Source organism: Dokdonia pacifica, assembly GCF_900188275.1.
GTDB lineage: Bacteria > Bacteroidota > Bacteroidia > Flavobacteriales > Flavobacteriaceae > Dokdonia > Dokdonia pacifica.
In genome coordinates, this window is record NZ_FZNY01000003.1 from 318533 (window position 1) to 339946 (window position 21414).

Consider the following 21414-nt stretch of genomic DNA (forward strand, 5'->3'; position numbering starts at 1 on the left):
TAAGATACTATTATTTTGCAGATTTTATTACTATAGGTTGTTAATTCTATTGATAATTTCTTGCTCCAAAAATAGCACTTCCCACTCTTACCATTGTACTTCCGTTTTCTATGGCAAGTTGGTAGTCGCCACTCATGCCCATTGATAAAGTATATAGGTTTTTGCTTTCGCGAAAGCGTACAAATAAACTTTCTAATACTTTAAACTCTGCTGCTACTTGCGTCATATCATCAGTAAAAGATGCCATTCCCATAAGCCCTATAACATTTACATTAGGATAATTATCCAATTGATTTCCTTCTAAAAAAGCAATTGCTTCGGGAGTAGGCATACCATATTTGGTATCTTCTTGAGCAATTTTTACTTGGAGTAATACATCTACCGTACGATCTACTAATGCCGCTTGTTTATTAATTTCTTTAAAAAGCTTGAGTCTATCAGCACTATGTATTAGACTCACATATGGAATCATAAACTTTACCTTGTTGGTCTGAACATGACCTATCATATGCCATTGGATGTCTTTAGGGAGTTGTTCCCATTTTTCTGACATCTCCTGAATTTTATTTTCACCAAAAATACGTTGTCCACCATCATACGCTTCTTGAATAGCAGTAATAGGTTTGGTTTTAGATACAGCCACTAGTGTAACTGTGTCTGGGATGTTATGTTGAAGTTGTTTAATATTTTCTTTAATACTCATATACTTTCTATCATTAAAACTCATAAATAGTAATGCCACTACGTAATTTAGGTTCTATATAGGTGCTTTTTGGAGGCATAGTGTATCCGTCGTCTGCAATTTGCTTTAACTCTTCCATAGTAAGCGGAAGCATTCCAAATCCTACAGCGTACTCTCCTTTATCTACAGCGCTTTTTACATAAATCATATCCTTCTTTCCTCCAGCATAAGTGATGCGAGCATCATTGCGAAGATCAGATATACCTAATATGGGCTCTAGAATTGTTTTGTATAAAATCTGAGGGTCAAGTGCTTCAAGGGTGTTTTTGAAATTATAATTGCTTTTTCGTAAATACAGTGAGTAAAATTCTCCATCTAAATACATGGAGAAATGATGCTTTTTACTTGGAGTGTATGCAGCAACACCTCTATTTTCAATCCTAAACTCAGTATCTAAGGCAATAAGAAATTCTTCTTTGGATAACCCATTAAGGTCTTTTATAAGTCTATTAAATTCATGAATACGTACGTGTGATTCTGGAATAAAGAAGCTCATAAAATAATTATAGGTAGCTTCTTTATGATAATCAGGATCATTTTGCTGATGATCTTTGGCTAGTAAATAAGAAGACGAAGAACGATGATGCCCATCTGCAATGTAGAGCTGTGGCATTTGTTTAAATGCTTCTTGAATGGTAGCGATACTCTTAGGGTTACTTAATGGCCAAACATAGTGTGTGTCTCTATATGTTGTGGTAAATTCATATTCGGCACGTTCTTGTGTTGTTTCCTGAATAATGGATGCCACATCAGCATTGTCTGGATAGGTGAGTAGTACTGCTTCTGCATTAAATCCTACAGTATCTAGATATTCTTTAAATAATTCTTCTCTGTCTTCTAGGGTATCTTCGTGTTTTTTGATAAGGTTGTTTTCATAATCAAATACACTAGCACCTCCTATAAGACCACAAAATTCTTGTCCTTTACGGTCAATGATTTTATAGATGTAAAATGATGGTTGTTCTTCTTTAAGAAAAACACCCTCTTCTTTAAATTCTTGATAGCGATTTCGTACTAGTTTAAACGCTTTTTTACCAGTGATCTCCTTATGGTATTTATAACCAGGATTTACAATATGTAAGAATGAATACGGATTTCTATCCATTCTAAACTTGCGTCCTTTTTTAGAATAGGTTTCATAAGATCTTGATGCGACAAGACCTACTTTATCTCTAGTAGGACGTACAGCTCGAAATGGAATAATAGTAGGCAAAGTCTAATGGGTTTTAATAAATTCTGTTGGGTTTAAATATCCTTTTGATTCAGTGCTATATCCAGCCCCGATATCCATAAAAATACTATCTCTAACTTCTAAATGCAAATGAGCTAAATAGCTGCCATTAGCAGTACCAATAGTTCCTATTTGCTCTCCTCTTTTGATAAACTGATGTTCTTTTACAAAAATAGAATCACAATGTGCGTAGATAGATTCATAATACTTGTTTTTGTAGGAATGTATAATCCTAATCACATTTCCCCAACCTCCATCTATATTTTTTGATGAATAAATATATCCATTTGAAATGCTATATATAGGATCTCCTAAATCGGAATTACCACCTCCAACACCATTCCAATCTTCACCTAGGTGATCATTTTCTCTAAATTCTTGGGCATTGTAATACCCTTTATAAGAAGGTTTTCCTACAGGGGAATCAAATTGAATAGATTCAAACTCTTTATGTGTATTAAATAAACTATCTAAAAGTTGTAAGTCACTTTTACTCTGGGGTGTACTCACAATTTCTTTTTTTGTTGTTTTTTTTGCTTGATGCTTTTTTTCTAGACAACTACTAAGAATACACAACCCTAGTATGAGTATACAAGCCCGAAAAAAAATAGCATAATACATACAGTTATGAGATAATATTCTGGTTTATAATTTTTTCAAAAAACTCGCGATCTTCGGTTGTTTTAAATGCAACTTTTGGAATATAACTGAAATTATTTTGTGATAAATATAAAAGATATTCATCTTCTGTTTGTGTCATTTTTACAAAGGTAGCCACACTCACTTTTGTCTCATTATCTGCAATATCTTTAAAGTGTAAAAAAGAATTGTCAACCGTTAAGACACTTTCAACAAAATAGCTAGCATTTCCTTTAGCATATACCCATCTATAGATTTTATAAATATTTAGCGGGATGTATATAATTGCAAAAACAACAGCAAAACGAGAAAAATTACCTTCAGAAAATTTTGGAACATATAAAATTAGAATCGTAGCCATTAAGACTGAGATGTACCATTTTCGTTTAAAAAATAGTTTTACCAAAAGGTTAAAGTATCTTTTCTTTTCTAAGCGATATGGATGTGTTGTTATTTGTTGCATAATGTTCCTTGAAGGCTATTACTTATAAAGCGGTATTATTAATAATAGCTAATGTTTCATTAACAAAGTCGGTTTTAGAAAGCACATAATTTCCTCTATCATTTTTAAATTTAGCAGCAGATGAAATTTTTAATTTCTCATATGCTTTTGCTCTTTCTACATGCGCGTTAAGGTAATCTCTGAAGTCAACTTGTTGCCACATATAATTATCTTTGGGACACATATGTATATGATAAATTTGTTCTTTTTTACCTTCTAGATTATAGCCTTTCCCAAAAGACATATAAGCATCTATGCCGTCTCTTTTGGGTACTTCAAAATAGACATACCCAAGAGACTTAAAACTATGTATGATTTGTTCACCAAAAAGGTGTTCTTTAGAAACCTCGATGATAATATCTATATATGGTTTTGCTTTTATAGCAGGAATGGAAGTACTTCCAAAATGCTCAATTCTTAAGATGGTTTTTCTACCTAATGCATTTATAATACGTTTTTCTTCCTGCTCATAAATACGCTTCCATTTAGGATTGTGGTCTTCAAGAGTTACAGGAAATAATGTATTCCAATCATCTTTTGTTAAGTCATATACACTCTTTTTCATTAGATGATAGATTTGATACACCGTATTCCCAGTATAGAAATATCTTCTTGATCACTATCTATTTGGACCGTAGTATCATCAATTACTTTAAAATTGCCTTCTTGACCTGTAGTTATAGTAAAAATAGTAGTTGCTTTTACTTGTTGATCTTCAAATTTTAATACAATCCAATTCTCATTTTTTGTCCAAGTACCAGAGAGTGTTGTTGTTTTATACTCTCCTTCTGGTGTTTTAGATAATGGCGCTTGATAATAAATAAAAGTACCTTCTTTTTTTATAGTCAAATTAATATCTGTGATCTCGTTAAGTACGTTTCTATATACAATTGCAAGAAAATTTGCAGATGCATTAGCGACAGTTTCCTTACTTTCTAGTACTTCTTGCTTATTTTCTTCTTGGTCAGTTTGTTTTTTTTCTTGACAAGAAAAAAAGAAAATAACAGCTAACAGTATAATATATATGTAATTTCCTTTAAAACTCATTTTTGATATAATTTTAAGCAAACATTTTGGCTACGTTCTCAGCTTTACGGCTTTCAGAATAGTCATAAAACCCTTCTCCAGATTTCACACCTAATTTACCAGCACGTACCATATTAACAAGAAGTGGGCAAGGAGCATACTTTGGATTTTTAAATCCATCATGCATTACTTCAAGTATAGAAAGGCATACATCTAACCCTATAAAATCAGCAAGTTGTAATGGCCCCATTGGGTGTGCCATTCCTAGTTTCATTACAGTATCAATCTCATAAACACCAGCAACACCGTTATATAATGTCTCTATAGCCTCATTAATCATAGGCATTAAAATGCGATTAGCTACAAAACCAGGATAATCATTCACCTCTACAGGAACTTTGCCTAAATTTTTAGACATCTCCATAATGGTAGCAGTAACCTCATCACTGGTATTATATCCACGTATAATTTCTACCAATTTCATAATAGGTACTGGATTCATAAAATGCATTCCAATAACTAGCTCTGGGCGTTTAGTGACCGCTGCAATTTGAGTAATAGAAATAGAAGATGTATTGGTAGCTAGAATTGTATCTTCTCCAGTAGCAGCATCTAAATCTTTAAATATTTTAAGTTTTAGATCTACATTTTCTGTAGCAGCTTCTACAACAAGACCTGCATATTCTACACCTTCTTCTAGATTTGTAAACGTAGTAATATTATCAAGTGTAGCTTGTTTTTGGGCTTCTGTGATTCGCTCTTTAGCTAACTGACGGTCTAAATTTTTTGTAATAGTAGCTACCCCTCTATCTAAAGACGCTTGTGAGATGTCTATCAATTGTACTTTGTATCCACTTTGTGCAAATGTATGGGCAATTCCATTACCCATAGTTCCCGCACCTATTACTGCTATATTTTTCATACTGTTCTATAATTTTCATTTCCACAAAGGTGGAAATCTTATTTAATTCTATATACGCTTTCGCACTTCGGCTATGCTCAGTATAAACTCCAGCAAAAACCTATTTACATATTATTAATTAGTTCTGTTCTATTAATTTTATTCCATGCCATGGGCAGTAGTCCCAATTTCCATTTAACTGCTCTTGATCTTCGGGGCATACTTTTTTGGCTACCATGGATTGTAAAGGAAGACGATAGATAAAATCAACGTCATTTACTTTTACATAGAGTTTCCCTGTATTGTATGGAGAGATAGCTGTCGTGCCGTCTTCCAACTCATTTTTAAACACATAAAATATCATTTGTTCCCCTAATTGCCCAGCCATACCTGCAAGTGTTGGTCTAAAAACATCTATAAGCTCTTTAATATCTGTAGGAATTTCTTCTTCAGGTAAAGGCAATAAAATCTCATTGTTATGTATAATTGTAATGGTGGCATCACGTTTTTTAAAACCACTAAAGGGACTTATATCTGAATTAACCACAGAGAAAAGGGAATATCCTACTAGTTTGGTTTCAATATCAGTAATGATTTCTTCTCCTATATCTGGAGAATCTGTAAGTGCAATTCTCCAGTATTCACTAGGAATCCACCAAACTTGTTTGATATTGGACTCTTGTTTTTTTGTGATGATTAAATCCTTAGCCATATCAATAAGCTCCACCTTTTCTGCTTTATTTTGTGCAGATACAGTGGTAGCAGTGAGTATTAAAATAGCAACGACTAGTCTAAATATATACATTATTTGTTTTTTAGAAATTGGCGATCACCATTTTTGCAACACGTAATGCTTCGGTACCAGCTTCTAATGATACAATAGGAGTGGTGTTGGTTTTTATTGCTTTCGCGAAAGCGTCCAACTCATCAAGAATTGCATTGTTAGATGGAACATCTGGATTGTCAAAATATATTTGTTTTTTAATGCCTTCTGCATTTTGTAAAATCATAGCAAAATCATCGGGTTGTTCTGGTGCATCTTTCATTTTTACAACCTCAACTTTCTTTTCTAAAAAGTCAACAGAGATATAGGCATCTTTCTGGAAGAAACGTGCTTTACGCATATTTTTAAGAGAGATACGACTTGCCGTAAGGTTTGCCACACATCCGTTTTCAAATTCAATACGAGCATTAGCAATATCGGGTGTTTCACTAATCACAGAAACGCCACTAGCCGATACATTTTTTACAGGACTTTGAACAACACTCAAGATAGCATCTATATCATGAATCATAAGATCTAGTACAACAGGAACATCTGTTCCTCTAGGATTAAACTCTGCAAGTCTATGAGCTTCTATAAACATAGGAGTTTGTATAGAATCATTTACAGACATGAATGCAGGATTGAAACGCTCTACATGGCCTACTTGTCCTAATACATTGTGTTTTTGGGCTAGATCAAGTAATTCTTCTGCTTCTTCTATAGTATTTGTAATGGGTTTTTCTATAAATAAGTGCTTTCCAGCTGTAATCACTTTTTTAGCACATTCATAATGAAATGTAGTAGGTGTGACTACATCTACCATATCACAGGCGTCTATGAGGCTTTCCATAGTATCAAATGGGGTATACCCAAATTCATCGGCAATGGCTTTACGTACTTCAGGAGAAGCATCATAAAAACCAATAAGCTCATAATTTTCAGATTGTTGTAAAAGGCGTAAGTGTATTTTACCTAGGTGTCCAGCACCTAATACTCCAGCTTTAAGCATAGGGTTTATTTTTACACAAAAATAAGGTTATTTCAGGGATTTTTTTTAAGAATTTCATATAGAAAAAAGATGTTAATTAATCTAGGATGAGTTTTCTTTGAAAGCTCAATTAAAGCTGTATTTTTATGCCAATGAAGGATACAACTCGTCATCAAGGAAAACGTAGACAACTTGTAGAAATTGTCAAGAAAAAAGGGGTTGCTAATAAAGCAGTGCTTGACGCTATAGGAAAGATACCACGACACTTTTTTATGGATAGTAGTTTTGAAGATCATGCCTATCAAGACAAAGCCTTTCCTATTGCTGCAGATCAAACCATATCACAACCTTATACTGTCGCTTTTCAAAGTGAATTACTTCAAGTAAAGCGAGGTGATCAAGTCTTAGAAATAGGAACAGGAAGTGGGTATCAAACAGCAGTTTTATGTGAACTAGGTGCTAAAGTATACTCTATAGAACGGCAACAGGAGTTATTCAAAAAGACAAAGCTCTTTTTATCTAAACTAGGGTATCGCCCTAAGTTTTTAAGTTTTGGCGATGGTTATAAAGGACTACCAGAATATGCACCTTTTGATAGTATTATTGTAACAGCCGGAGCTCCTTATGTGCCAAAACCATTATTGAGTCAGCTTAAGATAGGAGGAAGACTTGTAATACCCGTGGGAGATGATCCTCAGGTAATGACGCTATTTGTACGCGTAGAGGCGACTAAATTTGAGAAAAAAGAATTTGGAGAGTTTCGATTTGTACCTTTGCTAGAAGATAAGAATTAAGATATGGAATTTTCTTCAAAACTTCTCGAAAATGCAGTCTATGAAATGTCACAGTTGCCTGGCGTAGGAAAGCGTACGGCATTGCGATTGGTATTGCATTTATTGCGACAGCCTGAAACGCAAACACACCATTTGGCTGAAGCATTGCTTACCATGCGAGATACCATTAAGTTTTGCAAGAAATGTCATAATATTTCAGATGTTGAGTTATGTGAGATTTGTGCAAATCCAAATCGTGATGCATCTTTAGTTTGTGTAGTTGAAGATATACGAGATGTGATGGCTATAGAAAATACGAGTCAGTACAAAGGATTATACCATGTATTAGGAGGGAAAATCAGTCCGTTGGATGGTATAGGACCTCAAGAACTTAATATTTACTCGCTTATAGATAAAGTAAAAGAAGGTGAAGTCAAAGAGATTATTTTTGCACTTAGTTCTACTATGGAGGGAGATACCACCAACTTCTATATCTATAAACAAGTAGAAGCCTATAACATACAAACCTCTACAATTGCCCGTGGAATTTCTGTAGGAGACGAATTGGAATATGCAGATGAGGTGACACTAGGACGTAGTATATTGCATCGTATTCCATTTGAATCTTCATTAAAGAATTAATTATTTGAAACAACTTTCAGTCGTCATAGTAAATTATAATGTGCGTCACTTTCTAGAGCTATGCTTAAAAAGTGTTCAAGCAGCTATACAGACTCTTGACGCAGAAATTATCGTGGTAGATAATGCTTCGGCTGATGATAGTTGTGAGATGGTCAGAACACTATTTCCTGAAGTCGTTTTGATTGCCAATAAAGATAATGTAGGGTTTTCTACGGCTAATAATCAGGGAGTCGCTATTGCAAAAGGCGAGTATGTATGTATTCTTAACCCAGATACCTTTGTGACGGAAGAGACGTTTGTAAAACTTTTTGATTTTGCTACTAAGACTCCTCAAATGGGGGCAGTGGGTACTCGACTTATTGATGGAACAGGGCGGTTTTTACCAGAGAGTAAACGTAATTTACCTACGCCAAAGGTGGCTTTTCAGAAGATATTTGGAAGTGGTAACTCCTATTATGTAGAGGAGCTTAGTCCCACCGAAATAGGTGCCGCAACGGTTCTAGTAGGGGCATTTATGTTTTTAAAACGTAAGGTATATCAAGAAGTTGGAGGTTTTGACGAGCAGTATTTTATGTATGGTGAAGATATTGATTTGTCATATACTATTGAAAAAGCGGGATATCAAAACTATTATTTTGGCGCAACAACAGTATTGCATTATAAAGGAGAGAGTACTTCAAAAGATGCGGTATATCGTAAGCGATTTTATGGGGCTATGCGTATTTTTTATCACAAGCATTTCAAGAATAATCCATTGGAAGCTTTTGGTGTAAAAATAGGGTTGTGGCTAGCTACGCTTTCGCGAAAGCGTATACAGGAAAATCAAACTCCACCGCCCACAGCATATGCAATTGCCACAGAAAATGATATGCTTGGACAAAAAATTTCTGAAGTTTTACAAGCAGATGTTCAGAAAGTAACAAATATGGAAACATTACAGAAAGGCACTGAAATTTTTCTGGATGTAGAATCCTTATCATACATAGGTTGTATGACATTGATTTCAGAATCAGTTGATAAGCAACTTACATTTAAGATTATTCCTAAAAATGCTACCTTTGCGATAGGGAGTAATAGTAGGGAAGGACGCGGAGAAGTACTCCACTTTTAACGATATAATATTATGAATTTCTTAATATGAAGTTCGTTAAAAATAGTATTTTTGCATAAATTTTAATAAAAACACCTTTTACATAAGAAAATGGCAAAATTTGAACTTAAACTACCAAAGATGGGAGAGAGTGTTGCAGAAGCAACCTTAACCTCTTGGCTTAAAGAAGTAGGCGATACCATAGAAGCAGACGAAGCGGTACTTGAAATTGCTACAGATAAGGTAGACAGTGAAGTCCCAAGTGAGGTAGATGGAGTTCTTGTAGAGAAGCTTTTTAATATAGATGATGTCGTTCAAGTAGGACAAACCATTGCAATTATAGAAACTGACGGCGATGCTGTTTCTGATGCTGCTCCAGCTGCTGTAGTAGAAACACCTGCGGTAGAAAAAGCAGTAGCGGCTGTAGAAAAAACAATTGCTGTAGCAAAAGATACGGTTGCTCCTGTAGTGAGTTCTGGAGATCGTTTTTATTCTCCATTAGTGAAGAATATGGCAAAAGCCGAAGGAATTTCACAAGCAGAACTTGATGGAATTGCTGGAACAGGAAAAGATGGACGTGTTACTAAAAATGATATGCTTGCTTATATCGATACACGTGGTACACAGGTACAAGCACCGGCTCCTGTTGCATCTCAAAAAACTGCAGCACCAGTTGCAAAAACAAAGGCAACACCAAGTCCGGTAAGTGTAAATGGAGAAGATGAGATTATAGAAATGACACGTATGGGGAAACTAATTTCCCATCATATGGTAGCTTCTGTGCAGACTAGCGCGCATGTGCAGTCATTTATTGAGGCAGATGTCACAAACATATGGAACTGGCGTAAGAAAGTAAAAGGAGCTTTTGAACAACGAGAAGGAGAGAAACTTACGTTTACACCTATCTTTATGGAAGCTGTAGCTAAAGCAATACGTGATTTCCCAATGATTAATATCTCTGTAGATGGGGATCGTATTATCAAACGTAAGAATATAAATCTAGGAATGGCTGCTGCACTTGCAGATGGAAATTTGATTGTTCCTGTGATTAAAAATGCAGATCAACTTAACCTTGTTGGAATGACAAAGGCAGTAAATGATCTCGCAACACGCTCTCGTGGCGGAAAATTAAAACCAGATGATACACAGGGAGGAACTTATACAGTAACCAATGTAGGTACTTTTGGAAGTATTATGGGAACTCCGATTATTAATCAACCTCAAGTGGCGATACTTGCTTTAGGAGCAATACGTAAAGTTCCAGCAGTTATTGAAACACCTGATGGTGATTTTATAGGAATTCGTATGAAAATGTTCTTATCACACTCATATGATCACCGTGTGGTAAATGGAGCTTTAGGAGGACAATTTGTAAAACGTGTTGCTGAGTATTTAGAAGCATGGGATATGAATAGAGAAATCTAATATCAAGCATATAAAAACAAAAAAGCCTCATTTAAAAAATGAGGCTTTTTTTATGGGGTACATTGCGGCTATTCAATTTCTTTGAGTTTATCCATTAATTGCTCATAAGTTTCTATATCTACAAATATTTTGCCTCCTAGATTTACAATAGGAGTTGTAAGTGATTCCAGAGGTGTAGCAGAGTTTGCTAATGATTTAGAGAGATACTCCTGCATTTTAGGTTGATCACTTAGTTTTTCTGTTTTGAAAAGATAAATGCTCTCTCCTAAATTAGCGATTAGTGTATCACAAGTCGTGCACTTTTCAGTAAGGTATATAAGAATAGGGCGTTTTGCCTCTATTTTAATCAGTTCAAATGGCCTTTTAAGTGCTCTTCGTGATAAACTGTCATTTACCACAAGTTCATATTCATAATGAGGTGTTTTTCCACGCTCGATAATGAGGCTTTTAATATTTACTTTAGAAGTAGCTGGAATACGTGTTAATCTTGGCTTGGCTTTACTTTGTCTAAAACCTGTACCAGTAACAGTAATCATAACATCGAGGTCTTTTTCGTTCTCATTTACAGCATACAGGAATAACCTATTTGCTTTTTGCTCATCTATAATTTTAATAGGACGATCTTGTGCTTGTAGTACAAACGTAAAGAGTAACAGTACAATGAAGGGTAGTTTTTTTAGCATATTGTCATAGGATTTATAATGGTATAACGCTAAAAAAAGACATTCCGTATACGCTTTCGCGAAAGCGTAAAAAGAAAACTGTTAAAAGGTAATTTCTGAAGTAGGAGAGAGGAGGTCTTCAAAGTTTTTGGTCCAAACACCATTTACTAGCTTTTCCCCATATTCATTAAAAAGCCCTTCTGGTGTTCTCTGAAACGTAAGCCGGTAATCATCTCCAATCGTACAAATGAGTTTTCCATCTACTATTTTAGCTGTAAAAGGACGCACTCCTTTTTGTCTAAACGCATAGTAATAGTACTGTTTTTCTTCTACATTATAATAAATAATGGTATGTAAACTCAATACGGGTTTGCCATCTCTTACAGATCTGTGTTTTAAGACAAGCAGTTCTCCATCTAAATCATAACGTACTTTAGAAAGCACATCATACGGCTTGTTTTGATCTTTTGGATAAGAGGTTCCAGTTCCTTTCCAATCTCCGATCATAAAAGAAAGTTTTGCCATGGCAGTTTGCTCTTCGGTTTGGGCAAAAGAGATTTGAGTCACTAAAAAGGTGCAAAAAAATATAAAAATGAAAGAAGGTTTTAATGTATTCATGACGATTATTATACTTGTTTAATATGCTGTTTAGTCTTATAAAGAACCCAAATAAAATAGATAAATGGTATAGATAGTAAAAGGATAATGTATAGTGCCCATCTAGCGCTTAAATCTATATACATGTTTGATTCAGTTAATTCAAAGATACTATTGATAAGAATAAGAGTATATGGAATGAAAGTAAGATAAATTATTAGTGATTGAGCTGTTTTCCATCTATTTCTATTTTCAAAATCTTCTGCATGATCGGTAAGTATAAACATTGCTTTGCAAAACGCTATCGCACCATAGATAACAAAGAGTTGCAAAAACATATTAAGTATTATAAACCAACTAGGTTGTGGGAAAACAAAAAAATCAAGCGCCCCAAAGTATATTGATATACTTGCCGCATAAAGTGCTGTTTTTAAATAGCTATAATATTGTTGTGATGTACTAGTTGTGTTAAGAAGTAAATATCTTACACCTACAAATATAAGACTGGCTCCCAAAAAATCATTTATAAGATCTAGATTAAGCCCTTTTCCATTAGTAGCATTTGAGATATTAACATCTATGATAATGCAAATTGACCCAACTAATATATAGTTGAAATGCCTTGTAAGTATATTCATGTACGATTTAAAGAATTGTTTTTTTTGAAAAGATACTATTATTACTAAAATTATAAACCTGTAGAGTACAACTTTATGATTTATAATTGAATAGATGCTAAGTGCGCTTTCGCGAAAGCGTATACCTTAATCAATTTTCTTCCAATCAAAATTCTGAATAAAGTGTTCCATATTAATGATATCAAAATACATCTTTTCCTGATGCATTAAAACGGGTAGCTTGATAAGTTCACGACCAGAAACAGAATCTTTTAAATGTTTCCACATCAGATTAAAAACGGCACTATTCTTTTTAATGTCTAGTGTACGGTGTTTAATTCTATTATATCTCAAATATTTCGTAAGATACGTACACTTCTCACAATCATTTTCTACAAAAACAGTGAGTTGTTCAGGATTTACAGGTAATAAATTAACATGTTCTTTTTGCCCTTCGCCTTTTCGTTTTTTGATAGTTTGTAGTTGCTCCTCGAATGTAAAAATCTTTGTATAGCTAGGTGTCGCCCCTTTTAATGGAATCAAAATCATCATGACTACTTTACTGTTGGGAGGTATTTTTTTTATAATAGGCCTATCGGCACTACGTCTAAAACCTTCTCCTTTTACCATAAGGAACGCTTCTTGCTCAATATCGGTATTATTCTGAGCATAGAGTGTCCAACGTTTAGCTTGTTTATCTTCTATAAGCTCTACAGCGGGTGTTTGCGCGATGAGATATACTGGAAATAGGAGAATAAATAGCTGTAAAAAAAGCTTCATAGGGAATACATTTCAATAATAAAGCTGCAAGATACATATTCTGATATTTTTAGCCATTTCTAGGGCGGAGGATAGCTTTTCAAATTGTATTTTTGTGTTTCAATATAACTTTATGAAGCTTAATATAAGTAGACCTATTTGCTTCTTCGATTTGGAGACTACTGGAATTCAGGTAGCAAAGGATAGAATCGTAGAAATATCCATATTAAAAGTATTTCCAGACGGAAGAGAAGAAGAATATACACAACGTATCAATCCAACGATTCCTATTCCTCCAGCCACTACAGCAGTGCACGGAATAAGTGATGCCGATATAGCCGATGCACCCGTTTTTGCAGAAAAAGCAGTAGAAATTCATAATATGATTAAAGATTCAGATCTTGCTGGCTTTAATTCTAATCGTTTTGATATTCCATTATTAGCAGAAGAATTATTGCGATGTGATATCGATTTTGATATGAAAAACAGAAATGCGATTGATGTACAGAATATTTTTCATAAGATGGAACAACGTACATTGGTAGCTGCTTATAAATTTTATTGTGATAAAGATCTAACTAATGCACATAGTGCAGCAGCAGATACAATGGCTACTTATGAAGTTTTAAAATCTCAACTAGATCGCTATGATGAGTTAGAGAATAATATGAAATCATTAGCCGAATTTAGTACCCGTAAGAAATCGGCAGATTTTGCAGGTTTTATAGGATATAATGATAAAGGAGCCGAAATCTTTACTTTTGGAAAACATAAAGGAAAATTGGTAGAAGCCGTATTAGAGAATGAACCAGGTTATTATGGCTGGATTCAAAATGCAGATTTTCCATTGTATACCAAAAAAGTATTAACTGCTATAAAACTTAGAGGTTTTAACACGAAATTATTTTAAAGTCTAGATGCTATGAAGCTCATTTGTATCGGTAGAAATTATGCCAAACATATAGAAGAACTTGCTAATGAAAGACCAGATCACCCTGTTGTTTTTCTAAAACCAGACTCTTCCATTCTTTTAAAACAACATCCTTTTGTAATTCCTGAATTTTCAAAAGATGTGCATCATGAGGTAGAAATTCTTGTAAAAATTAAGAAAATAGGGAAGTATATCGATAAAAAATTTGCACACACCTATTATGATGAAATAGGACTAGGAATAGACTTTACAGCACGTGACTTACAATCGAGTCTCAAGGCAAAAGGATTGCCTTGGGAAAAGGCTAAAGCCTTTGATGGTGCTGCTGTGATAGGAAAATGGATTTCAAAAAATACTTTTGAAAATGTAGATAATATTTCCTTTACATTAGAAAAAAATGGGGCTATTGTTCAAGATGGAAACACGGCACATATGCTCTGGAAAATAGACGAATTAATAAGTTATGTGTCTCAATACTTTACTCTTAAGATTGGAGATGTTATATTTACAGGCACGCCAGCTGGTGTTGGACCCGTTGCTATAAATGATAAATTAAAAGGATTTATAGGAGATACTGAGATGTTTTCTATCAATGTAAAATAGCTATGATAAAAAATTATAACCTAGAAAAAGTAAGAGAGATTGCTGGAGGTGATGATAGCTTTGTGAGTGTGATTGTAGAAACTTTCTTGCAAGAAATCCCGCCAGATATGCAATCTATGCAAACGGCGATAGAAAATGATAATCATAAAATGGCATATCAATTTGCTCATAAAATGAAACCCAATATTGATATGTTTGGGATTGATTTACTTAAGCAAATTGCGGCCATGGAGAAATGGGCAGATTCTAATAAGCCTACTTCAGCAATACAAGAACAGCTAGATCAAATTATTTCTACACTAACGATTGTTTTAGAAGAATTGAAAGAAGATTTTAACTTCTAGTCTTTATGAAAGCACATATCATTACAATAGGCGATGAGATTCTTATCGGTCAGATTGTAGATACGAATTCTGCCTATATTTCAAAGGCTCTTAACGCTATTGGAGTTGCTGTATATCAAATAAGTTCTATACAAGATGATAAGGACCATATTCTGGAAAGTTTTGCTTTCGCGAAAGCAAACTCAGATATCATTATCATTACAGGAGGGTTAGGTCCTACCAAAGATGATGTAACCAAAAGCACTTTTTGTGAATATTTTGACGACAAACTTGTTTTTAATCAGGAAGTACTGGATCACGTAACACACTTATTTAAGAAATACGTTAAAAAACCATTATTAGATGCAAATAAAACACAAGCATTAGTTCCTTCTAAAGCGACAATTTTAAAAAATCATTTTGGGACAGCACCAGGAATGTGGATGGAACAAGATGGAAAAGTCTTTATCTCTATGCCAGGGGTGCCTCATGAGATGAAAGGATTAATGGAGCATGAAGTGTTACCTAGATTAAAAGAACAGTTTCACCTTCCTTATATACTTCATAAAACGTTACTTACCTACGGGATGGGCGAAAGTGCCATTGCACAACGTATAGAAACTTTTGAAGACGAATTACCCCAAGATATTAAACTAGCTTATTTACCTTCATTGGGGCGTGTACGTATACGTTTATCTACTTCAGGAGCTCTTAAAGAACCTGTAGATGCAGCTATGGATATACAATTGCAAAAACTTCTCCCGCTTATTGAAGATGTTTTTGTTGGATATGAAGAAAATGGACCTTTAGAAGTGCTGATAGGAGAAAAATTAACTGCTCAAGGAAAAACACTTTCTATTGCAGAGAGTTGTACTGGAGGAAGTGTTGTACAACGTTTTACTTCAAATGCAGGCGCTTCTGGGTATTTAATAGGAAGTGCTGTCACTTATGCAACAGATTCTAAAGTGAAGGTCTTAGGAGTTGATAAGAAGTTAATAGATGACAATTCTGTTGTTAGTGCACAAGTAGCCGAAGCAATGGCTGTACAAATACAAAAAATGTATCATACTGATTATGCCATTGCCACCACAGGAAATGCAGGACCTACAAAAGGAGACTCTAATGTAGCCGTAGGAACAGTTTATATTGGAATTGCTACTCCAAAAGGAAGTACAGCGCATTATTTTATGATGGGAAACCATAGAAAAAGAGTCATAGAAAAGACTGTAAACAAGGCATTAGAGCTATTACATGAAGAAATTTCAAAAAACTAGTAATTTGTTTTGGTGTAGCTGTAGATTTTATGTAAATTTGCACCCTGTTTTGAAATAACAAAATAAAGTTTATTAAGATGTCAAGAGTTTGTGAGCTTACAGGAAAAAAAGCAATGGTAGGAAACAACGTTTCTCACGCCATGAATAAGACAAAGCGTAAATTTAACGCTAACCTTGTAAAAAAGCGTTTTTACATTCCTGAAGAGGATAAGTGGATTACACTAAAAGTGTCTACGTCTGCTTTAAAAAATATTAACAAGAAAGGAATCTCAGCAGTGCTTAAAGAAGCGCGTGCCAAAGGATTCATAAAATAATCCCATAAAGAGTAACAGAAATGGCCAAAAAAGGGAACAGAGTACAGGTAATCTTAGAGTGTACAGAGCATAAAGCTACTGGGCAGCCAGGAACATCAAGATACATTACAACAAAGAATAAAAAGAATACGCCAGATCGTATGGAATTAAAGAAATTTAATCCAGTTCTTAAGCGTATGACCGTTCATAAAGAAATTAAATAATATAGAGACATGGCAAAGAAATCAGTAGCATCGTTACAGACAGGATCAAAGCGTTTGACAAAAGCTATCAAAATGGTGAAATCTCCAAAATCAGGAGCTTACACTTTTGTTGAGTCAGTTATGTCACCAGATAGAGTAAATGATTTCTTAGCAAAGAAATAAGGTTTACTTACTAATGATATCAAAACCCGTCTTCATTTGAAGACGGGTTTTTTGTGTTACTTTACATTCATAATTAAAATGAATATCATGAATCATTTAATTTTAATATATAAAGGGACAGTGTTTTAAGTATGTACTTAAAACATTGAACAGTGAAAAATTATAAGAAATTAAAAGAAGCTTTTGGGTTAAATGAATATGGTTTAATTGATTTTCCTAAGAAAATATCCAATATTAAAATTTCAAGAATTGTAAATCATGAGAAAATGGGAGGGTGCTCTTATTGCTTTCCTCATGGATATGAAACCGTAAATGCTACGGTAGGTAAAAATACGAGATCTTGGAAAAATAATAGATTAAAACAGTGGAAGTAAAAGCTTTTGAGAAAAATAAAACGTCGTTTTTACGACGTTTTATTTATAATTTTTAATAGCTCATAACTCTTCTATATTTGTGAAACAAGTACACGTTCAATCACAAGAAACGCCAAAAGTGATTTTTGAATGAAGCGATACTTCGCACTAAAAATCCAAAATGAATAGAAATATCATAAGACAAGTTGTGGACATTCAAACTCAAGCTGAAAGATTGATTTCTCAGAAAGCTGAGGAAACTGATATTGAGTTATTCTCACAGTATAATAGAGAGTTGAAATCCTTTTTAATTTCAAATATTAAAGATGAATTTGTTCTAAATTATGTAAAGAAAATTCCTGATTTGGATATGATGGAATTAGATAAAGGAAATAGTTTTTTTGAGAAATTAATTGGATTGTTAAGTAACGGATATTCTAATGATAGAATGAGAAATGATAGAGCGCTAGATTTAATACGTGAAATAAAGAATAAATATGCTTCTGCTGAGTTTATGATTAAAAATTATTTTAATGAATGAATATCAACTTTTAAATTTATACTGTATTATATAATATAGTAAGACACTATTTATTTAGTAAAAGAATAATAATACTTAATCTCTAGTCCACTCCACAGTATCACCTATTTCAATCACCCACTCTTCAGAGAGGCCTCCGTTAATTTCTAGTACATACTTAGCTGGTACTTGAGATGATAAACTTGTTAAGTCCAATGGTTTTGCATTCTCAGCAAAAGATACTACTTTCTTATTACTATCTATAAAAATGAGATCTAATGGAATCAATGTATTTTTCATATAGAAGTTTTGAATACGCTCTACATCTTGTATAAATAGCATTCCTTGAAGTGGCTTCATACTAGAACGATGCATTAATCCAGTTTCTCGCTCATAATCATCTTCTGCAAATTCAACAGCTATTGTTTTAATAGGAGTGCCATTAGCCTTGGTTAACGTAAGTGTTCCTTCTTTTGTAAAAACAAATTCAGTTTCTGTAATTACTTTTTCTTCTTTGGTTTCTTTACAATTGGTTATTGTTATAGAAACAAAAATGACAAGAACTATTTTTAGAAGTGATTTCATTAGATAGCTTCTTTTTTAGTAAGTGCGTTATACACTAAGTAAAGTCCAATAAGGATAAACGGAATACTTAGTAGTTGTCCAGTGTTTAAAAACCACTCTTCACGGCCTTCTACTTGTACCTCTTTAAATCTTTCTACAATAATCCTAACGCCCATTAATAATAATAAGAAAGCTCCTAATAATAAGCCTGGCTTTTTTCGAGCTTCCGTTTTCCAATATAAAAACATCAAAATGAAAAATACTAATAAGTATCCAGTAGCTTCCATTAATTGTCCTGGATAGCGATATGGTAATTCAGAAATAATAGATGAAAATTGAGGGTCGTCTGTAAGTGCTTGATATGCTTTTTGTGGATTTTGAATTTTAGTTAACGATACCGCTTTTCCTTTTGAAATTTCATGTTGGATAAATTTAATACCTATAGCACTATCTGTTGAGTGACCTATCATTTCTGAGTTAAAGAAATTCCCTAACCTCACAAACATAGCTCCTATACCTGAAACAACCGCAAGTCTGTCAAGTATCCATAACCAACTTTTCTTAAGTACTTTTTTATTGTAATAGTACATAGAGACTAAAACTCCTACCACAGCACCATGACTAGCTAAGCCTCTAAAGCCTGTAAACTCAAAACCATTTTGTGTACTTATAGGAAGTAATACAGCAAGCGGGTCTTCCCATATGAGTTCTGTTTGATAAAAAATAACATGACCTAATCGCATTCCTAAAACAATTGCGATAACAGTATAAATGAATAGGCTATCTAATTTTTCTTTTTTGATACCTTCTCTTTTAAAAATAGGTTTCATTAAATAGAAACATGATGCAAATGTTACTACAAACATGAGACTATAAAAATGAATAGTAATAAAGCCAAGGTCTATTCCAGAAACTGGATTCCAAGTAAATTTAAGTGCGGTCATAGTATTCTTAACGTAGCGTTATTGTATGGGTAAAGATAACAAAGTCCGTTTGCGTTCTTGTTATTGTTATGTTTATTTTTTGATTTCTTCTTTTGGAGGTACAGGGTCATATCCTTGTCCACCCCATGGGTGGCAAGAAAAAATACGCTTTATAGACAAACTACTCCCTTTAATCAGTCCATGGGTTTGCAATGCTTCCTTTGTATAATGAGAGCACGTGGGGGTATATCTACAGGTAGAAGGTGTCCAAGAGGAGATAAACTTCTGATAAAACCAAATGATTCCTAAAAAAGGTGCAACAGCTATTTTTTTTAGCGTACTCATTTATTGTACGGTAAATGTAGTGCCCTCGCGACCATCTTTCAGCTGAATTCCTAATGCTAATAATTCATCTCGTATTTTGTCACTGGTAGCAAAGTCTTTATTCTCACGTGCTTCTTTACGAAGTTTGATTAATAATTCTACAGCACCAGAGAGTTTGGAGTCGTCCGCTTTCGCGAAAGCGTCCCCATCTTCAAGACCCAATACATCAAAAACAAAAGCTTCCATTGTATGTACTAACAACTTTAGATCGTCTGCCGTAATGCTAGCCTTTGCATCTTTAATCAAGTGTATTTGCTTAACACCTTCAAAAAGCTGTGCAATCAGAATAGGACTATTGAAATCATCATTCATAGCATCATAACATGACTGTTTCCACGTTTCCACATTCATACTACTAGAGGTATCTGTAGGCAATGACTTCATGATTTTCATGGCTTCCATAAGACGATTAAAGCCTTTTTCACTAGCAATTAATGCATCATTACTAAAGTCAAGAATGCTTCTATAGTTTGCTTGTAATACAAAGAAACGAGCAGCACTTGGTGCAAATCCTTTACTTAAATGCGGACTGTCACCCGTAAATATTTCACCAGGATTGATACTATTACCGGTGCTTTTTGCCATTTTCTGCCCATTTAGCGTAAGCATATTGGCATGCATCCAGTAACGTACAGGTACGGTACCTATGGCCGCTTCGTTTTGAGCTATCTCACATTCGTGATGTGGGAATTTTAAGTCCATACCACCTCCGTGAATATCAAACTGATCACCTAAATATTTTGTACTCATCGCAGTACATTCTAAATGCCACCCTGGGAATCCATCTCCCCAAGGGCTAGGCCATCTCATAATATGTTCTGGTCCTGCTTTTTTCCAAAGGGCAAAATCTTGCGGATTTTCTTTTTCATCCTGAGCGTTTAGTGCACGCGTATTTGCAATCATATCTTCTAACTTACGACCGCTTAGTTTTCCATATTCATGATCCTTATTAAAGGTTACAACATCAAAATAAACCGAACCATTCTTTTCATAGGCATATCCATTTTCTATGATCTTTTTTATGATTTCAATTTGCTCAATGATATGTCCAGTAGCAGTAGGCTCTATACTTGGTGGAAGGAAATTAAAAGTATTTAAGATATTATGGAAGTCAACGGTATATTGTTGTACCACTTCCATAGGTTCTATTTTTTCAAGACGGGCTTTTTTAGCAATTTTGTCTTCTCCTTGATCTCCATCGTCTGTAAGGTGTCCTGCATCTGTGATATTACGTACATAACGTACTTTATACCCTAAGTGTTTAAGGTATCTAAAAATCATGTCAAAGCTCATGAATGTACGTACATTCCCTAAATGAACATTGCTATATACGGTAGGACCACAAACATACATTCCAACATGTCCTTCAAGAAGGGGTATAAAATCTTCCTTTTTCCCAGTGAGAGAATTGTATATTTTTAATTGTTGTTCTTTGTATAATGCCATTTTTTGGGCTTTTTAAATGATTGTAATATTGATAACGAAGATAGTATGCTTTCT

At 34.1% G+C, this 21414-nt stretch carries 30 protein-coding genes; 13 read left to right on the forward strand and 17 right to left on the reverse strand.

Features of this window, described 5'->3' with window-relative positions; genetic code table 11:
* Positions 1-46: 46 nt before the first annotated feature.
* From CHB80_RS11510 to CHB80_RS11550, 9 genes are all read right to left on the reverse strand, one after another.
* Positions 47-703 carry a YggS family pyridoxal phosphate-dependent enzyme gene (locus CHB80_RS11510; protein ID WP_089371817.1) on the reverse strand — a complete coding sequence of 219 codons (657 nt, stop codon included), beginning with the start codon at positions 701-703 and terminating at the stop codon, positions 47-49.
* 13 nt (positions 704-716) lie between these two features.
* A complete protein-coding gene (locus CHB80_RS11515) occupies positions 717-1955 on the reverse strand; it encodes a DUF1015 domain-containing protein (protein ID WP_089371616.1) in 1239 nt (412 codons plus the stop codon).
* A gap of 3 nt (positions 1956-1958) precedes the next feature.
* Positions 1959-2483: a M23 family metallopeptidase gene (locus CHB80_RS11520; protein WP_229746842.1), complete on the reverse strand. Its 525-nt coding sequence runs from the start codon at positions 2481-2483 to the stop codon at positions 1959-1961.
* Between the two features lie 115 nt (positions 2484-2598).
* Complete coding sequence (locus CHB80_RS11525) at positions 2599-3075, reverse strand: YcxB family protein (RefSeq protein WP_089371618.1); 477 nt, start codon at positions 3073-3075, stop codon at positions 2599-2601.
* Positions 3076-3097: 22 nt separating this feature from the next.
* Complete coding sequence (locus CHB80_RS11530; RefSeq protein ID WP_089371619.1) at positions 3098-3679, reverse strand: GrpB family protein; 582 nt, start codon at positions 3677-3679, stop codon at positions 3098-3100.
* Positions 3679-4161, reverse strand: coding sequence for a hypothetical protein (locus CHB80_RS11535; protein WP_143337114.1), 483 nt, complete (start codon positions 4159-4161; stop codon positions 3679-3681). The genes CHB80_RS11530 and CHB80_RS11535 overlap by 1 nt, the downstream gene beginning before the upstream one ends.
* A 13-nt stretch (positions 4162-4174) precedes the next feature.
* Positions 4175-5062, reverse strand: a complete 888-nt coding sequence (locus CHB80_RS11540) for a 3-hydroxybutyryl-CoA dehydrogenase (protein ID WP_089371621.1) — start codon at positions 5060-5062, stop codon at positions 4175-4177.
* A gap of 118 nt (positions 5063-5180) precedes the next feature.
* Positions 5181-5846 (reverse strand): hypothetical protein, encoded by a 666-nt coding sequence (locus CHB80_RS11545; protein WP_089371622.1) that lies wholly within the window; start codon positions 5844-5846, stop codon positions 5181-5183.
* Positions 5847-5856: 10 nt separating this feature from the next.
* Positions 5857-6816 carry a Gfo/Idh/MocA family protein gene (locus tag CHB80_RS11550; RefSeq protein ID WP_089371623.1) on the reverse strand — a complete coding sequence of 320 codons (960 nt, stop codon included), beginning with the start codon at positions 6814-6816 and terminating at the stop codon, positions 5857-5859.
* A gap of 131 nt (positions 6817-6947) precedes the next feature.
* Here CHB80_RS11550 and CHB80_RS11555 point away from each other — a divergent pair, with 131 nt between their 5' ends.
* From CHB80_RS11555 to CHB80_RS11570, 4 genes are all read left to right on the forward strand, one after another.
* On the forward strand, positions 6948-7589 hold the full coding sequence (locus CHB80_RS11555) for a protein-L-isoaspartate(D-aspartate) O-methyltransferase (RefSeq protein WP_089371818.1): 642 nt from the start codon (positions 6948-6950) through the stop codon (positions 7587-7589).
* Between the two features lie 3 nt (positions 7590-7592).
* Complete coding sequence (gene recR, locus CHB80_RS11560; RefSeq protein WP_089371624.1) at positions 7593-8210, forward strand: recombination mediator RecR; 618 nt, start codon at positions 7593-7595, stop codon at positions 8208-8210.
* A gap of 4 nt (positions 8211-8214) precedes the next feature.
* The gene (locus CHB80_RS11565; RefSeq protein ID WP_089371625.1) at positions 8215-9321 is read left to right on the forward strand and encodes a glycosyltransferase family 2 protein; all 1107 of its coding nucleotides are present in this window, start codon (positions 8215-8217) and stop codon (positions 9319-9321) included.
* A 90-nt stretch (positions 9322-9411) separates the two neighbouring features.
* Entirely contained in the window at positions 9412-10725 is a 1314-nt protein-coding gene (locus CHB80_RS11570) for a dihydrolipoamide acetyltransferase family protein (protein ID WP_089371626.1), read from the forward strand.
* A gap of 68 nt (positions 10726-10793) precedes the next feature.
* On the opposite strand, the gene CHB80_RS11575 is transcribed toward CHB80_RS11570, so the two are convergent.
* The 4 genes from CHB80_RS11575 to CHB80_RS11590 form a co-directional block, all read right to left on the reverse strand.
* On the reverse strand, positions 10794-11408 hold the full coding sequence (locus CHB80_RS11575; protein ID WP_089371627.1) for a hypothetical protein: 615 nt from the start codon (positions 11406-11408) through the stop codon (positions 10794-10796).
* A gap of 81 nt (positions 11409-11489) precedes the next feature.
* Positions 11490-12005 (reverse strand): hypothetical protein, encoded by a 516-nt coding sequence (locus CHB80_RS11580; protein WP_089371628.1) that lies wholly within the window; start codon positions 12003-12005, stop codon positions 11490-11492.
* Between the two features lie 8 nt (positions 12006-12013).
* On the reverse strand, positions 12014-12622 hold the full coding sequence (locus tag CHB80_RS11585; protein WP_089371629.1) for a hypothetical protein: 609 nt from the start codon (positions 12620-12622) through the stop codon (positions 12014-12016).
* Positions 12623-12748: 126 nt separating this feature from the next.
* On the reverse strand, positions 12749-13381 hold the full coding sequence (locus CHB80_RS11590; RefSeq protein ID WP_089371630.1) for a hypothetical protein: 633 nt from the start codon (positions 13379-13381) through the stop codon (positions 12749-12751).
* A gap of 112 nt (positions 13382-13493) precedes the next feature.
* Between CHB80_RS11590 and CHB80_RS11595 the strand changes: the two genes are divergently transcribed.
* The 9 genes from CHB80_RS11595 to CHB80_RS11635 all read left to right on the forward strand — a co-directional run bounded on the left by CHB80_RS11595 (position 13494) and on the right by CHB80_RS11635 (position 18064).
* Positions 13494-14270: a 3'-5' exonuclease gene (locus CHB80_RS11595; protein WP_089371631.1), complete on the forward strand. Its 777-nt coding sequence runs from the start codon at positions 13494-13496 to the stop codon at positions 14268-14270.
* Between the two features lie 12 nt (positions 14271-14282).
* Positions 14283-14894, forward strand: a complete 612-nt coding sequence (locus tag CHB80_RS11600; RefSeq protein ID WP_089371632.1) for a fumarylacetoacetate hydrolase family protein — start codon at positions 14283-14285, stop codon at positions 14892-14894.
* 2 nt (positions 14895-14896) lie between these two features.
* Positions 14897-15238 (forward strand): Hpt domain-containing protein, encoded by a 342-nt coding sequence (locus tag CHB80_RS11605; protein WP_089371633.1) that lies wholly within the window; start codon positions 14897-14899, stop codon positions 15236-15238.
* 5 nt (positions 15239-15243) lie between these two features.
* Positions 15244-16491, forward strand: a complete 1248-nt coding sequence (locus CHB80_RS11610) for a CinA family nicotinamide mononucleotide deamidase-related protein (protein ID WP_089371634.1) — start codon at positions 15244-15246, stop codon at positions 16489-16491.
* A gap of 77 nt (positions 16492-16568) precedes the next feature.
* Positions 16569-16805 carry a 50S ribosomal protein L28 gene (rpmB, locus tag CHB80_RS11615; RefSeq protein WP_089371635.1) on the forward strand — a complete coding sequence of 79 codons (237 nt, stop codon included), beginning with the start codon at positions 16569-16571 and terminating at the stop codon, positions 16803-16805.
* Positions 16806-16825: 20 nt separating this feature from the next.
* Positions 16826-17008, forward strand: coding sequence for a 50S ribosomal protein L33 (rpmG, locus tag CHB80_RS11620; RefSeq protein WP_089371636.1), 183 nt, complete (start codon positions 16826-16828; stop codon positions 17006-17008).
* A 9-nt stretch (positions 17009-17017) separates the two neighbouring features.
* A complete protein-coding gene (locus CHB80_RS11625) occupies positions 17018-17170 on the forward strand; it encodes a DUF4295 domain-containing protein (protein WP_089371637.1) in 153 nt (50 codons plus the stop codon).
* Positions 17171-17322: 152 nt separating this feature from the next.
* Positions 17323-17544 (forward strand): phosphate ABC transporter substrate-binding protein, encoded by a 222-nt coding sequence (locus CHB80_RS11630; RefSeq protein ID WP_089371638.1) that lies wholly within the window; start codon positions 17323-17325, stop codon positions 17542-17544.
* A gap of 160 nt (positions 17545-17704) precedes the next feature.
* Complete coding sequence (locus CHB80_RS11635; protein WP_089371639.1) at positions 17705-18064, forward strand: hypothetical protein; 360 nt, start codon at positions 17705-17707, stop codon at positions 18062-18064.
* A gap of 75 nt (positions 18065-18139) precedes the next feature.
* Here CHB80_RS11635 and CHB80_RS11640 read toward each other — a convergent pair whose 3' ends face one another.
* The 4 genes from CHB80_RS11640 to cysS all read right to left on the reverse strand — a co-directional run bounded on the left by CHB80_RS11640 (position 18140) and on the right by cysS (position 21360).
* The gene (locus tag CHB80_RS11640; RefSeq protein ID WP_089371640.1) at positions 18140-18628 is read right to left on the reverse strand and encodes a DUF192 domain-containing protein; all 489 of its coding nucleotides are present in this window, start codon (positions 18626-18628) and stop codon (positions 18140-18142) included.
* Positions 18628-19551 carry a prolipoprotein diacylglyceryl transferase gene (lgt, locus tag CHB80_RS11645; protein WP_089371641.1) on the reverse strand — a complete coding sequence of 308 codons (924 nt, stop codon included), beginning with the start codon at positions 19549-19551 and terminating at the stop codon, positions 18628-18630. Before lgt ends, CHB80_RS11640 begins: the two co-directional genes overlap by 1 nt.
* Before the next feature lie 72 nt (positions 19552-19623).
* Positions 19624-19875, reverse strand: coding sequence for a membrane protein insertion efficiency factor YidD (gene yidD, locus CHB80_RS11650; protein WP_089371642.1), 252 nt, complete (start codon positions 19873-19875; stop codon positions 19624-19626).
* A complete protein-coding gene (gene cysS / locus CHB80_RS11655; protein ID WP_089371643.1) occupies positions 19876-21360 on the reverse strand; it encodes a cysteine--tRNA ligase in 1485 nt (494 codons plus the stop codon). It abuts the gene before it with no gap.
* Positions 21361-21414 lie beyond the last annotated feature (54 nt).

Bases quoted from the DNA above. Each gene is read 5' to 3' on its own strand.
- CHB80_RS11510 (WP_089371817.1), bottom strand. From the start codon at position 703: ATGAGTATTAAAGAAAATATTAAACAACTTCAACATAACATCCCAGAC.
- CHB80_RS11525 (WP_089371618.1), bottom strand. From the start codon at position 3,075: ATGCAACAAATAACAACACATCCATATCGCTTAGAAAAGAAAAGATAC.
- CHB80_RS11530 (WP_089371619.1), bottom strand. From the start codon at position 3,679: ATGAAAAAGAGTGTATATGACTTAACAAAAGATGATTGGAATACATTA.
- CHB80_RS11535 (WP_143337114.1), bottom strand. From the start codon at position 4,161: ATGAGTTTTAAAGGAAATTACATATATATTATACTGTTAGCTGTTATT.
- CHB80_RS11540 (WP_089371621.1), bottom strand. From the start codon at position 5,062: ATGAAAAATATAGCAGTAATAGGTGCGGGAACTATGGGTAATGGAATT.
- CHB80_RS11545 (WP_089371622.1), bottom strand. From the start codon at position 5,846: ATGTATATATTTAGACTAGTCGTTGCTATTTTAATACTCACTGCTACC.
- CHB80_RS11550 (WP_089371623.1), bottom strand. From the start codon at position 6,816: ATGCTTAAAGCTGGAGTATTAGGTGCTGGACACCTAGGTAAAATACAC.
- CHB80_RS11555 (WP_089371818.1), top strand. From the start codon at position 6,948: ATGAAGGATACAACTCGTCATCAAGGAAAACGTAGACAACTTGTAGAA.
- recR (WP_089371624.1), top strand. From the start codon at position 7,593: ATGGAATTTTCTTCAAAACTTCTCGAAAATGCAGTCTATGAAATGTCA.
- CHB80_RS11570 (WP_089371626.1), top strand. From the start codon at position 9,412: ATGGCAAAATTTGAACTTAAACTACCAAAGATGGGAGAGAGTGTTGCA.
- CHB80_RS11575 (WP_089371627.1), bottom strand. From the start codon at position 11,408: ATGCTAAAAAAACTACCCTTCATTGTACTGTTACTCTTTACGTTTGTA.
- CHB80_RS11580 (WP_089371628.1), bottom strand. From the start codon at position 12,005: ATGAATACATTAAAACCTTCTTTCATTTTTATATTTTTTTGCACCTTT.
- CHB80_RS11585 (WP_089371629.1), bottom strand. From the start codon at position 12,622: ATGAATATACTTACAAGGCATTTCAACTATATATTAGTTGGGTCAATT.
- CHB80_RS11590 (WP_089371630.1), bottom strand. From the start codon at position 13,381: ATGAAGCTTTTTTTACAGCTATTTATTCTCCTATTTCCAGTATATCTC.
- CHB80_RS11595 (WP_089371631.1), top strand. From the start codon at position 13,494: ATGAAGCTTAATATAAGTAGACCTATTTGCTTCTTCGATTTGGAGACT.
- CHB80_RS11600 (WP_089371632.1), top strand. From the start codon at position 14,283: ATGAAGCTCATTTGTATCGGTAGAAATTATGCCAAACATATAGAAGAA.
- CHB80_RS11605 (WP_089371633.1), top strand. From the start codon at position 14,897: ATGATAAAAAATTATAACCTAGAAAAAGTAAGAGAGATTGCTGGAGGT.
- CHB80_RS11610 (WP_089371634.1), top strand. From the start codon at position 15,244: ATGAAAGCACATATCATTACAATAGGCGATGAGATTCTTATCGGTCAG.
- rpmB (WP_089371635.1), top strand. From the start codon at position 16,569: ATGTCAAGAGTTTGTGAGCTTACAGGAAAAAAAGCAATGGTAGGAAAC.
- rpmG (WP_089371636.1), top strand. From the start codon at position 16,826: ATGGCCAAAAAAGGGAACAGAGTACAGGTAATCTTAGAGTGTACAGAG.
- CHB80_RS11625 (WP_089371637.1), top strand. From the start codon at position 17,018: ATGGCAAAGAAATCAGTAGCATCGTTACAGACAGGATCAAAGCGTTTG.
- CHB80_RS11635 (WP_089371639.1), top strand. From the start codon at position 17,705: ATGAATAGAAATATCATAAGACAAGTTGTGGACATTCAAACTCAAGCT.
- CHB80_RS11640 (WP_089371640.1), bottom strand. From the start codon at position 18,628: ATGAAATCACTTCTAAAAATAGTTCTTGTCATTTTTGTTTCTATAACA.
- lgt (WP_089371641.1), bottom strand. From the start codon at position 19,551: ATGACCGCACTTAAATTTACTTGGAATCCAGTTTCTGGAATAGACCTT.
- yidD (WP_089371642.1), bottom strand. From the start codon at position 19,875: ATGAGTACGCTAAAAAAAATAGCTGTTGCACCTTTTTTAGGAATCATT.
- cysS (WP_089371643.1), bottom strand. From the start codon at position 21,360: ATGGCATTATACAAAGAACAACAATTAAAAATATACAATTCTCTCACT.